Source organism: Bradyrhizobium iriomotense (assembly GCF_018129405.1).
GTDB classification, from domain to species: Bacteria; Pseudomonadota; Alphaproteobacteria; order Rhizobiales; family Xanthobacteraceae; genus Bradyrhizobium; species Bradyrhizobium iriomotense_B.
On record NZ_JAFCLP010000009.1, the window covers coordinates 105,404 to 116,462 of the forward strand.

Annotated in this window: 11 protein-coding genes and 1 pseudogene; 5 read left to right on the plus strand and 7 right to left on the minus strand. The window is 63.4% G+C overall.

The window, feature by feature from the left end; all coding sequences use genetic code 11:
- Positions 1-692: 692 nt before the first annotated feature.
- Positions 693-1,772: an MBL fold metallo-hydrolase gene (locus tag JQ592_RS20160; RefSeq protein ID WP_246820541.1), complete on the plus strand. Its 1,080-nt coding sequence runs from the start codon at positions 693-695 to the stop codon at positions 1,770-1,772.
- A 244-nt stretch (positions 1,773-2,016) separates the two neighbouring features.
- Here JQ592_RS20160 and JQ592_RS20165 read toward each other — a convergent pair whose 3' ends face one another.
- A complete protein-coding gene (locus tag JQ592_RS20165) occupies positions 2,017-2,961 on the minus strand; it encodes an AEC family transporter (RefSeq protein WP_211404541.1) in 945 nt (314 codons plus the stop codon).
- Between the two features lie 472 nt (positions 2,962-3,433).
- On the opposite strand from JQ592_RS20165, the gene JQ592_RS20170 reads away from it, so the two are divergent.
- Both JQ592_RS20170 and JQ592_RS20175 read left to right on the plus strand, forming a co-directional pair.
- A complete protein-coding gene (locus JQ592_RS20170; protein WP_211404542.1) occupies positions 3,434-3,793 on the plus strand; it encodes a hypothetical protein in 360 nt (119 codons plus the stop codon).
- Positions 3,794-4,284: 491 nt separating this feature from the next.
- A complete protein-coding gene (locus tag JQ592_RS20175; RefSeq protein WP_025032179.1) occupies positions 4,285-4,962 on the plus strand; it encodes a ParA family protein in 678 nt (225 codons plus the stop codon).
- A 122-nt stretch (positions 4,963-5,084) separates the two neighbouring features.
- Here JQ592_RS20175 and JQ592_RS20180 read toward each other — a convergent pair whose 3' ends face one another.
- The 5 genes from JQ592_RS20180 to trxB all read right to left on the minus strand — a co-directional run bounded on the left by JQ592_RS20180 (position 5,085) and on the right by trxB (position 9,062).
- On the minus strand, positions 5,085-5,231 hold the full coding sequence (locus tag JQ592_RS20180) for a hypothetical protein (RefSeq protein WP_211404543.1): 147 nt from the start codon (positions 5,229-5,231) through the stop codon (positions 5,085-5,087).
- A gap of 149 nt (positions 5,232-5,380) precedes the next feature.
- Positions 5,381-5,527 carry a hypothetical protein gene (locus JQ592_RS20185; RefSeq protein WP_211404673.1) on the minus strand — a complete coding sequence of 49 codons (147 nt, stop codon included), beginning with the start codon at positions 5,525-5,527 and terminating at the stop codon, positions 5,381-5,383.
- Between the two features lie 284 nt (positions 5,528-5,811).
- Positions 5,812-6,720, minus strand: a complete 909-nt coding sequence (locus JQ592_RS20190) for a 4-hydroxy-tetrahydrodipicolinate synthase family protein (RefSeq protein WP_211404544.1) — start codon at positions 6,718-6,720, stop codon at positions 5,812-5,814.
- A 447-nt stretch (positions 6,721-7,167) separates the two neighbouring features.
- Entirely contained in the window at positions 7,168-8,091 is a 924-nt protein-coding gene (locus tag JQ592_RS20195; protein WP_025032176.1) for a LysR family transcriptional regulator, read from the minus strand.
- A 5-nt stretch (positions 8,092-8,096) separates the two neighbouring features.
- A complete protein-coding gene (trxB, locus tag JQ592_RS20200; protein ID WP_211404545.1) occupies positions 8,097-9,062 on the minus strand; it encodes a thioredoxin-disulfide reductase in 966 nt (321 codons plus the stop codon).
- A 266-nt stretch (positions 9,063-9,328) separates the two neighbouring features.
- Between trxB and JQ592_RS20205 the strand changes: the two genes are divergently transcribed.
- Together JQ592_RS20205 and JQ592_RS20210 are read left to right on the plus strand one after the other, a co-directional pair.
- Complete coding sequence (locus tag JQ592_RS20205; protein ID WP_183246374.1) at positions 9,329-9,808, plus strand: Lrp/AsnC family transcriptional regulator; 480 nt, start codon at positions 9,329-9,331, stop codon at positions 9,806-9,808.
- A 192-nt stretch (positions 9,809-10,000) separates the two neighbouring features.
- A pseudogene (locus tag JQ592_RS20210) lies at positions 10,001-10,117 on the plus strand (IS110 family transposase); the annotation flags it as partial.
- Between the two features lie 261 nt (positions 10,118-10,378).
- Here JQ592_RS20210 and greA read toward each other — a convergent pair.
- Entirely contained in the window at positions 10,379-10,852 is a 474-nt protein-coding gene (gene greA / locus JQ592_RS20215; protein WP_018643807.1) for a transcription elongation factor GreA, read from the minus strand.
- Positions 10,853-11,059: the final 207 nt, after the last annotated feature.

Consider the following 11,059-nt stretch of genomic DNA (forward strand, 5'->3'; position numbering starts at 1 on the left):
CGGCGTCAGCTTCTCGGTTGTTGAAATGAGCTATCCTTCCGGTTGGAAGTGGACCGTCGGAAAGGGTCGAACAGTGTCGGTCGGTGTCTGTGCGACGAGGCTTGATGCAATCCGCCAGGCTCAGACTTTCATCGACGCGATCATGGACTGGGCTGCCTGAAGCGCGATGAGATCAGGATGAATCGTCATCGCGCTTTAAGTTATTGTTTGAGCATGATCTCCGCGCAAACGCGTTCCGCGTTTGTCGCGAGGGAAAACCGCTGCGCACTTTGCGCTGACGCGGCCCTTCGGGTCCGGATCATGCTCTAGGCTGAGTCAAAATACGCGTCTTCGATTGGCAGCGCCGAGCACCGCAAACCGAACGGTTGAGTTTCGGTCGGCGCGGCCCTACTTCACCCCTGCTACGATCACCACCACCACCGGCAACGTCGCCGCCGCCAGCAGCGTCCCCAGCGCGAAACCGGACCAATGTGATTAGCCACGCTATCCCGCGCGGGATAGGATGCGTCTAATCCCCGGTGTGCGGGCTGCCAGACGCTGGTGTTCGGCATCCCAACGCCTCCGCCCTGGAGTGCGTTTCCGCGTGATGCCTTGCGGCAGCAAAGGCCACGGAAAGGGAGGGTTTGATCATGTTAATTTGCCAATGCAACGCAATACATCGACGCGATGTGGTATGCGGCGGCGGTGCTGCCTTGTTCAGCGCCGCCGTGGCGGCGCTGATCGGTAGCGGGAAGCCGGTACGCGCAGAAGCGGTCGCCGGTAAGGTTCCGGAGATCGATCGTGTCGCAGTGCGCGTGGTCGTCGACAGCTACCAATTCGCCGTCGCGCCGAGCCGGAAGGTTTCCGATGTCGAGATTGAACACTTCGGCTGGGGCATCGGCGCCGGCAAGCCGCCGGGTAAGACGTTGATCAGTGAGTTCGGACTGTCGATGCACGTCGAGTCGCGGCGCGGCGACGAAACACGACATGTCCTGGTCGATTTCGGCTTCACACCGGACGCGCTGGTCAACAACGCTAATCTCGTAGGCATCGATCCGGCCGCGCTTGATGCTCTTGTCTTGAGCCACGGTCACTACGATCATTTTGGCGGTCTCGCCGGCTTCCTTAAACAAAACAGCGGCAAGCTCAAAGCCAAGTTGCCGATTTACATCGGCGGCGAGGACGCATTCTGCTCCCGCGAATGGACGGCTCCGCCGGTGCGCGGCGACTTCGGAGTCTTGGATCGCAAGGCACTGGAAGGTGCCAATGTTGCGGTGACCTATGCAGAAGGGCCGGCACTGCTCGCCGATCACGGCTTCACCACGGGGCACATCGGCCAAACGAGCTTTGAGAAGCTGCTGTCGCCCAGTGCGATGAAGATCGGCGTGGACCACGGCATTGGATGCTATGCCGATAAGCTTCCGGAGGACGAACGGACGAAGGCTGTCGTCCCGGACCAGTTCCGGCACGAGATCGCCACCGCATTCAATCTAAAAGGCCGCGGGTTGATCGTGTTGACGTCTTGCAGCCATCGCGGGGTAATCAACGCAATCAAACAAGCCCAAGCGGCTTCGGGTATCAGCAAGGTTCATGCGGTGATCGGCGGGTTCCACCTCGCGCCCTACAAGGAGGACTATGTGCGCGACACGATCACAGCACTGAAGGGTATCGACATCGACTACGTCATTCCACTGCACTGCAGTGGTGAGCCGTTCTACGAAGTGGCAAAGGCAGAGATGCCGAACAAGCTCCTGCGCTCCTACACGGGTACACGCTTCATCTTCGCTGCCTGAGCAAAGAGGACACACGCAATCCTGGCGCTCACCGCCGCGAACGGGGTGCAATTGCCGGCCGCAGCTGGAGAGTCTAAATCGCATCGCCGTGCCGAACCAGTCGTGCGGTGCCGATGAAGCGGGTTGTCGTGCTAAGAATGTCCGGATTTGGCCCATCGCGTCGATATCGGGGGGGCTGCTTTTGTGCCTTCGATTGGTGGTGCCGAGGACCGTAAGCCGAACAATTGAGTTTCTGTCGGCGCGTCTACCTCACCCCCGCCACGAGCGCCACCACCACCGGCAACGTCACCGCCGCCAGCAGCGTCCCCAGCGCCACCGCGCCCGACACCGGGTTCACCTGCCGGTGATACTGGACTGCGAAGATGTAGGCGTTGGCGCCGGTCGGCATCGCCGCGAACAGCACGATGACGCCGGCAGCGACCGGCGGCAGGCCGAGCAGTTTTGCCAGCACGAACGCGGCGGCCGGCATCGCCAGCAGCTTGAGCGCGCACAGCACGAGGATGCTCAGCTTCTCGCCCTTCACCTCGAAGCGGAACAAATTGATGCCGAGCGCGATCAATGCGGCTGGCGAGCCCGCCTGCGCCAGCAGCTCGATCGTCCGGTCGACGACGGGATTGAGGCCGAGGCCCGTGAAGCGCCAGAGCACGCCAAAGCCTATTCCCAGCATCAGCGGGTTGCGTGAGAGATCCGCGAGCACCGGCCAGATGATCGACAGCGGCGAGCCGGTCCGCTTGCGGCTGACGAGCTCCATCTGCAGGATGCCGCAGAGCCAGAGCAGCGGCGTGTTCACCGACAGGATCAGCGTCATCGGCCCGGCGGCCTCGGTGCCGAGCGCGGAGAGCACCAGCGGAATGCCGAGCATCACGATGTTGCCGTAGACCGAGCCGATCGCGAACACGACGCCGTCCTCGCGGTCCTCGCGCCGCGCGCGCAGCAGGGCCGAGAGCATCAGCGCCGCGGTCCAAGTGAGCGCGAGCGCGCCGTAATAGGCGCCCCACATGCGCCAGGGGCTGACGTCGGGGAATTCCGAGACGACGATGGTGCGGAACAGCAGCGCGGGGATCGCGATGCTGAAGGCGAATTCGGAGATGCCCCTGTGCGCGGTCTCCGAGACGAAGCGAAACAGCACCGCGCCATAGCCCGCCGCGATCAGGGCGAACACCGGTGCGACGATCAAGATGGTGGCCATGCGCCCCTCAACCTCACGGGGATCGGCCGACCACCCACGCAACTTTCGATGCTGGCATTATGCCCCTGTTTTGCCCGACGTGTCAAAACGGTTTCGAAAAATCCGTAAATGGATCAAGGCCCGGCTACTGTGCATGGGGTTGTTTTCGCAGTTTTTGTTTTGAGGGCGCTGGGGCCTGCGAAGGGAGCCGATCTCGCTAGTCCCGCCAGAGGGTTAGCCGGAGTCCTTCTCCGCCCACCGCTGTCATCCCTCGCGCAGGCGGGGGATCCAGTACGCCGCGGCCCCTCGGGGAACGTCCGGCGCCTCTGGAATACTGGGTCACCCGGTCAAGTCGGGTGACGACAGCGGAGGAGAGGGCAGGCCGCCCCGCCTGTTGCCGAGACCGCACACGTCCGAGCTTTCGCCTTGGCCCTCGTTGCCAACGAACCGCGGTTCACCCACACTCCGCCCCGGTCACACATTGGGGGGATCGATGCCGGCGTTTCACTCTGGGAAGTCCGTTCTTGCTGCAATCGCCGGGGTCGCCCTGGCCGTGCTGGTCCAGCCGGGTGCAGGCTTTGCCTACACGCCGGAGCAGCAGCAGGCCTGCACGCCGGATGCGATGCGGCTGTGCGGCGAGTTCGTTCCGAACGTCGATGCCATCACCGCCTGCATGATCCAGAAGAAGGCGCAGCTGTCGCCGCAGTGCAAGGTGTTCTTCCGCCAGGGCCCCGAGCCCGGCGCGGCCCGGGCCGGCAGGCCGACCAACATCGCGCCCAAAAGCGCATCGACCGCGAAGAAGAGCACCAAGCCGGCGGCGAAGGTGAGCAAGAAGAAAACCGACGAGGGTTGAGCGCCCCGCGCGCGTTCCTCGTTTGAAACCTGCTGATGCCCGGGCAATAACGCGCTTCGCGCTTTGGCCCGGGCATTTGCATGTCCGGACGCGACGTCCTCCGAGCGCCGGAGGCGCGAAGCGGTTTCTTCGATCCTCGAACCAGATGATTGCGGCGTCAGCCTTGCGACAGCGCCGGACTCGTTTTGTTCGCGGTTGTCGCGCGCAGACCTGCGGCGATTACCGTCACATGTGATCGAAAAGAGTCGCCGCACGGTTTGCGCGGCAAGGTTGCATTCGGTTTTGCCGCCGCGCTGCTCAAAAAACGCACATACGCTCGCCTCAAAGGCGATTCATTGCGGTTTGTGTCCTGTCGCGCGCAGCAGTGTGACTCAAAAGCCAACACGCCTTGTTATTTCGTGGCGGCGACGCAACTCCCGGTAAATTTTTCTTTCACGAATCAGCGCGGTGATTCATTTTCGCGGCCTGGGGTCAATCTGGAGGCCAAGGGTATGAACGTTATTGTTTTTGCATCGCGTAAAGGCGGCTCGGGCAAGAGTACCCTGGCTGCACATCTCGCCGCGCAGATCAAGGCGAGCAAGCAGGTGATGCTCGTGGACGCGGATCCACAGGGCTCGCTGACGCTGTGGCACAAGCTGCGCGGCACCAACGAGCCGCCGATCAAGGCCGCCGTGAACTCCGTCAGCGGCATCGTCTCCGCTGCCAAGCGCGACGGTTATGAATGGGTGTTGATCGACACGCCGCCGAATCTCTCGGCCGTCGTCGACGACGCGATCAAGAATGCCACCATGGTGGTCATCCCCGCCCGTCCCGGCGTGTTCGACGTCAACGCGGTGCAGGAAACCATCCAGATGTGCCGCGCGGCGCGCAAGCCCTACGCGGTCGTGCTCAACGGTGCTCCCGCCAAGCGCGACGAAGCCGAGAGCCCGATCGTCACCATCGCCCGCGAGGCGCTGGCGAAATTCCGTGCTCCGGTGTGGGGCGGTCAGATCACCAATCGTTCGGATTTGTTGATGGCGCTCAGCCACGGCGAAGGCGCGCGCGAGTATCAGGCCGAGAGCCGCGCGGCTCAGGAAATCGCAAGGCTGTGGGCGGCGATCGAGCGTTCAGTCAAGGCCATTCGCGGCACCGCGTCGGCATCCGGCGCAATGCACAAGCAGGCGGCATAATTTTCATAAATCATTCCCCGGACGGAAAACGCGCGGGACGGTCCGCGCGTTTTGCGTTTCTGGGCTTCACTGTCATTCCGGGATGGCGCGCAAGCGCCAGACCCGGAATCTCGAGATGAGGCTCACGCCACCATCAGCATGTAGAACACGATGACCGGCGACATGGTCAGGATCACCGACCAGATGCCGACGGCCCAGAGAATGTCCTCGGTGGTGAAGCTCTCTTCGGTGGACAGGTGCTGCTGTCCGGCGCCGAAATGCGACGCCATTTCATTATGACTATTCACAAAACGCCCCTCGCGATTTCTTCGCTTATGGGCGTCACGCTACGCGGGATGTTTTAAGATTCCGGATCGCGGCAGCGCGCGCATTTGAACACGGCCGCTACCACGGATTAACCATCCGCGCCGTCCTCGCCTCAGGTGAGCCAGGCCCGAAACACCAGCACCGGCATCAGGCCGAGCACCACCGCCCAGAACCCGAACGACGATACGACGAGAATCCCCTGCAAGAGATCGGCAGGCGCGAACTGCTGCGCGGCCGTAGGCCGGGTGCGATACCCCATGGTCATTCCCCCTCTTGGTAGATGTTTGAGAGAACGATAGGCGCGGTCACGTAAACGAGACGTGGATGCACCATGCGGCAGCTGCGAAGGCCATTGGGGCGCGGTTAACCAAGGGGGCACGCTGCTTCACTCCCTCTCCCCGTTCTTACGGGGAGAGGGTGGGGTGAGGGGCTGCCTCCGCAGATGCGTTGGCAGCTGGACTCGCGGAAGCCCCCCTCACCCGGAATTTTGCGCAGGCGCAAATTCCGGCCTCTCCCCGCAAGCGGGGAGAGGCGAAGGAAGCGTTACGCCGCGACTTTCATCCGCCGCTCGATCTCGCGATCGATTGTCGCCGCGAGCTCGCTGCTCACTTCCACCATCGGCAGGCGCACCTCGGGGCTGTCGATCAGGCCGGATCGCCACAGCCAATACTTCGCCGGCGCGGGGCTTGGCTCCGTGAACAACAGCCGCGTCAGCTCGGCAACCTCATTCCAGCGCGCTTGCGCAGCGTCGTGGTTGCCGCGCTTGAGCTCGCTGGAGATCGCCGCGAACGTCGCGGTCTCGACATGGGCCGACAGCACGATGCCGCCATCGGCGCCATCGGTGAGCGCCTCGAGATAGTTCGCATCCTCGCCGGTGAGCACGCGAAAATTCTTCGGGCGATCGCGCAGCAGCGCGATCGATTGCTCGCGGCTGGCGCCGCAATCCTTGAGGCCAACGATGTTGGGATGCTCGGCGAGCCGCAGCATCGTCTGGTTGGTGATGTTGACCGCGCAGCGATAGGGAATGTTGTAGAGCGCGATCGGCCAGGCGGCGTGGTCGGCGAGCGCCTCGAAATGCGCGAGCAGCCCGCGCTGCGACGGCCGCACGTAATACGGGCTCGCGATCAGATAGCCGTCGATCGGCCAGTCCGCAGTTTCATCGAAGCGATCCTTCAGCCGCGCGGTGTCGGCGCCCGACAGCCCGAGGCAGATCGGCAAAGTGCGGCGGCCGGATGCCATCTCGTCGCGCACAACGGTGACGAGGCGCTCGAGCTCGCCCTCCCGCAGCGTCATGCCTTCCCCGGAGGTGGCCCCCAGGATGAAGCCATCGACGGCCTGTCCGCCGTAATGCCGCGTCAGCCGTCGCAGTGAGGTCTCGTCCAGCTTGCCGTCACGGAACGGCGTCACCAGCGGCAGCCAGAGTCCGTGCAAATGGTCGCGTAGTCCGGTCATGTTCCATCTCCTTCTCGGGAAAAAACCTGAGACGGAGGGCACATGAAAAAACCCCGTCCAGGTGGCGGGGTTTTCGGGATTTAGCTCGCGATGATGAAGTCCAGCTAATGCGCGCAAAAATCCGAGGCCCCGGGATGGGGGCCTTTTTTCGAGACGATTGCGCACGACTTCGTGATCATTTGGAAATGATGCGGGGGATAGGTGGAACTGTCAATACACGCGGAAGGTGAACACCGGATTCGGCAGAAAAAAAGCCGGACCCGAGGGCCCGGCTTAGGTATTGGCCACGTGAGGCCGACACAATCACCTTCCAAGAGGGATTACTGAACTCCCGCGCCACTGGAGGAGGGGGACAAATGCGCAACGCGAAGGCTCAGCGTGCAAACAGTATGGGCTTGACGAGCGCCATGCAGCAACAGCCGAGGCCGCATGTCAGACATGCGGAAATCAGGACGGCCAGCGCTGCGCCTTGCTCACCACGAAGTCGCGGAACACCTGCACGCGCGCAACCGTCTTCAACTCCTCGGGATAGACGAAATAGGTGTCGAGCTGGATCGAATCCGATTCGCCGAACAGTTGCACGAGCTTGCTCTGCTCTTCGACCAGATAGTCGGGCAGCGCGGCGATGCCGAGGCCCTGCGCGCAGGCGCGCACGAGGCCGAGGATGTTGTTGACCTTGAAATAGGCCTCGCGCGGACCGGAGCCGTTGCGCCCGGCCTCGATCAGCCAGTTGCGGTTCTGCAGGTGCGGCGCGAAGTTGCCGTCGGAGAGCGTGATGATGCGATGGGAGTCGAGTTCCTCCAGCGTGCGCGGCGTGCCGAAGCGCTTGATGTATTCCGGCGAGCAATAGGCATGGAATCCCATCGCGAACAGCTTGCGCTGGATCAGGTCCGGCTGCGTCGGCTTGCGGGTGCGGATCGCGACGTCCGCCTCGCGCATCGACAGATCGAGCTCCTCGTCGGTGACGATCAGCGAGATCCGGATTTCCGGATAGAGCGCGGTGAATTCGCCGAGCCGTGGGATCAGCCAGTTGATGCCGACGCCGGGCGTGGTGGTGATCTTGAGATCGCCGCTCGGCCGCTCGCGGCTGTCGGTGAGCTTGGCGCGCGCCGCCTGCAGCTGCATGAACACGTCATGCGCCGTGCGGAACAACAGGTCGCCCTGCTCGGTGAGGATCAGGCCGCGGGCGTGGCGGTGGAACAGCGAGACCGAGAGCTCCTGCTCCAGCGCCGAGACCTGGCGGGAGACCGCCGATTGCGACAGGCCGAGCTGCTCGCCCGCGTGCGTGAAGCTGCCCGCTTCCGCTGCCGCGTGAAACACCTTCAGCTTGTCCCAGTCCATATCCGTAAATCCGTCGCGTGTTCGGGGCATGATCTTCATTCCGCTGCCGCGCGCTCGCTGGCGCGCAGGGCCAAGAAACGTTCGGCTTCGAGAGCGGCCATGCAGCCGAGGCCGGCGGCCGTCACGGCCTGGCGATAGGTTTCATCGGCGACGTCGCCGGCGGCGAACAGGCCGGGTACCGAGGTGGCGGTCGAGTTCGGGGCGACCTCGACATAGCCCGACGGTTTGAGCTTGACCTGACCTTTGACCAGCTCGGTCGCCGGGGCGTGGCCGATGGCGATGAAGATGCCGTCAGTCTTCACGTCCTTGAGCGCGCCGGTCTTGACGTTCTTCAGGCGGACATGGGTGACCTTGTTCGGGTTCTCGGTGCCGCAGATCTCGTCGACGGCGGAGTCCCAGATCACCTTGATCTTCGGGTGCTTGAACAGGCGTTCCTGCAGGATGCGCTCGGCGCGGAAGTGATCGCGGCGATGCACGATGGTGACCTGCGAGGCATGGTTGGTGAGGTACAGGGCCTCCTCGACCGCGGTGTTGCCGCCGCCGACCACCACGACCTCCTTGTTGCGGTAGAAGAAGCCGTCGCAGGTGGCGCAGGCCGAGACGCCGCCGCCCTGGAATTTCGCTTCCGACGGCAGCCCGAGCCAACGCGCCTGTGCGCCCGTGGCGAGGACGACGGAGTCGGCGAGATAGACGTCGCCGCTGTCGCAGGTGAGGCGGAACGGCCGCTGCGTCGTGTCAAGCTTGATGACCAGGTCAGTGACGATCCTGGTGCCGACATGGACCGCCTGCTTCTCCATCTGCTCCATCAGCCAGGGGCCCTGGATCACGTCGGCGAAGCCCGGATAGTTCTCGACGTCGGTGGTGATGGTGAGCTGGCCGCCCGGCTGGATGCCCTGGATCAGGATCGGCTCGAGCATCGCGCGCGCGGCGTAGATCGCGGCGGTGTAGCCGGCGGGGCCGGAGCCAATAATGAGGACCTTTGCATGAACAGGAGCGGACATTTCGATGGACGCCTTTCACGGGGGATTTGCAGCGCGGGCGCGGAACGTGCCGGGAGGCCTCGCGGAGGCGCTGAAATATCAGAGCTAATCTAAGCCTTCTGGTGAGCTATGCAAGAATTGCATTCCCTGTCGGCGGATTTTTCCAACAGGGAACAAAAGTCGATTGCGCTGCACGCGCAATAAAATTGCGCTAACCGTGCGGACTGGCTATGAGGATTGCGACAGACCCATCCAATACCGCCGCAAAGGCCAGGAGTTCCAATCACGTGTCGCGGAGCCTAGACGAGATCGACCTGAAAATTCTCACCGAGATTCAGGCCGACGGTCGAATCACCAATGTCGAGCTCGCCAAGCGCGTCGGCATCTCACCGCCGCCCTGCCTGCGCCGGGTCCGGGCGCTGGAGGAGGAGGGCTATATCCACGGCTATCGCGGCCTCCTGGACGCGCGAAAGCTCGGTTTCGACGTCACGGTGTTCGCCGCCGTGCACCTGTCCAGCCAGGCCGAGGCGGATTTGCGCGCCTTCGAGGAGTTCGTCCGCGCCGAGCCCCTGGTGCGGGAATGCTGGATGCTGTCGGGCGAGGTCGATTTCATCCTGAAATGCGTCGCGCCGGATATGGCGACGTTCCAGGATTTCGTGACGCACCTGACGGCGGCGCCCCATGTGCGCAACGTGCGGACGTCATTGGTGCTGCATAACTCAAAATACGAGGCGGCGGTGCCGCTGGATGTGAAGGGACGGCGATAAGTTTCCGCTCTCGTGCCCCGGACGCAGCGCAGCGCCCCGGCGATGCGAAGCATCGTCCGGTGCGGTGCGCTGCAGAGCCGGGGCCCATCTCACCGCGCTTTCCCGTGTCGCTTTCTGTTGGGGTGGACGGCCACCGACGGCATCAGTGTGCCAGAATGAGGTCGGTTTAGATCTCAGACGAGGGAGCCGTCCGTGAGCGAGATTATCCGAATTGGAGTGGATACGTCCAAGAGTGTTTTCCAGCTGCATGGGGTTGACGCAGCGGAGCAACCGGTGCTGCGCAAGAAACTGCGCCGGCGTGACATGCTGGGTCCCGGCTCTGCGCAGCAACGCTAAGGGCGTTGCAGCGCGTCCGGGACACGAGAGTTGGGCGCGCTGATGCCGCCCCATCATTGCGAGCGCAGCGAAGCATCCAGAGTCTTTCCGCAGAGGCAGTCTGGATTGCTTCGCTGCGCTCGCAATGACGGGTGGTGGGAGTGTGCTTCGCCATGTGCAGGCAACCCGCAGAAACAAAAAGGCCGCGCACTGCGCGGCCCTTTCGAAACGTCATCTCAGCGCAGCGGCAAATGCTTACCGCCACTCCACCTTGGTGATCTCATACGCCTTGGCGCCGCCGGGTGCGTTGACCTCGACGGTTGAACCCTTCTTCTTGCCGATCAGCGCGCGCGCGAGCGGCGAGGTGATGGAGATGCGGCCCTTCTTGGCGTCGGCCTCGACCTCGCCGACGATCTGCCACACCGTCTTCTTCTCGGTGTCTTCGTCGACCAGCGTCACGGTAGCGCCGAACTTGATGGTGTCGCCGGACAGTTTCGAGATGTCGATGATGTCGGCGCGCGCGAGCTTGTCCTCGAGCTCGGCGATGCGGCCCTCATTGTGGGACTGCTCTTCCTTCGCGGCATGGTATTCCGCGTTTTCCGACAGGTCTCCGTGCGAGCGCGCCTCGGCGATGTGCTCGATGATCCGCGGGCGGTCCTCCGACTGGCGCTTCTTCAATTCTTCCCCGAGCGCGACAAAGCCGGCCTGGGTCATCGGAACCTTTTCCATCTCTTCTCTCGTCCTTCAGCCAGCGCGCCCCCAAAACCAGAGGGCGCGGCAACCTTGATTCGTCGGTATCTCCGGGGCTGAACACGCCACCGCCGGAACGCTATGTGGGTCTGGCGCCGGAACAGAACAACCACATGGCCGGACAGTTCCTCCGGCCATTGTAGCTTCATTGCCAATCACTTAGCGGCGGGATCACCGCCGCTCGCG

Bases quoted from the DNA above. Each gene is read 5' to 3' on its own strand.
- JQ592_RS20185 (WP_211404673.1), bottom strand. From the start codon at position 5,527: ATGGGGTATCGCACCCGGCCTACGGCCGCGCAGCAGTTCGCGCCTGCC.
- trxB (WP_211404545.1), bottom strand. From the start codon at position 9,062: ATGTCCGCTCCTGTTCATGCAAAGGTCCTCATTATTGGCTCCGGCCCC.
- JQ592_RS20170 (WP_211404542.1), top strand. From the start codon at position 3,434: ATGCCGGCGTTTCACTCTGGGAAGTCCGTTCTTGCTGCAATCGCCGGG.
- JQ592_RS20180 (WP_211404543.1), bottom strand. From the start codon at position 5,231: ATGGCGTCGCATTTCGGCGCCGGACAGCAGCACCTGTCCACCGAAGAG.
- JQ592_RS20165 (WP_211404541.1), bottom strand. From the start codon at position 2,961: ATGGCCACCATCTTGATCGTCGCACCGGTGTTCGCCCTGATCGCGGCG.
- JQ592_RS20190 (WP_211404544.1), bottom strand. From the start codon at position 6,720: ATGACCGGACTACGCGACCATTTGCACGGACTCTGGCTGCCGCTGGTG.
- greA (WP_018643807.1), bottom strand. From the start codon at position 10,852: ATGGAAAAGGTTCCGATGACCCAGGCCGGCTTTGTCGCGCTCGGGGAA.
- JQ592_RS20195 (WP_025032176.1), bottom strand. From the start codon at position 8,091: ATGCCCCGAACACGCGACGGATTTACGGATATGGACTGGGACAAGCTG.
- JQ592_RS20175 (WP_025032179.1), top strand. From the start codon at position 4,285: ATGAACGTTATTGTTTTTGCATCGCGTAAAGGCGGCTCGGGCAAGAGT.